Below are 235 nucleotides of genomic sequence, written 5' to 3' on the forward strand. Positions count from 1 at the left end.
GGTAAAAAGCGTCCTAACACCTTTAAATAATTGAATAAATTCACTAGCTTTATAAAGAGGCTTAAGATCTGGCGTAAAGTTTTTAAACCATTCTTTAAACCCTCCTTTTGCCTCTTTAAGCCAAGCATTTTCAGCCTTACTTTCTAAAAAATGCGTACTGATTAATAACTTTTGCTTTTTAGCAAGATTGATTGCAAATTTTGCAAGCTCTGGATGAGTTGAATAAGCAGAATGC

At 33.2% G+C, this 235-nt stretch carries 1 protein-coding gene; it reads right to left on the bottom strand.

The annotated features are described in order from the left end of the window. On the bottom strand, window positions 1-235 hold a 235-nt coding region (locus tag ELQ12_RS10145), incomplete at both ends, for an amidohydrolase family protein (RefSeq protein WP_166739612.1).

Origin of the sequence: Campylobacter sp. US25a, from assembly GCF_004379075.1 — a bacterium.
Taxonomy (GTDB): Bacteria; Campylobacterota; Campylobacteria; order Campylobacterales; family Campylobacteraceae; genus Campylobacter_D; species Campylobacter_D jejuni.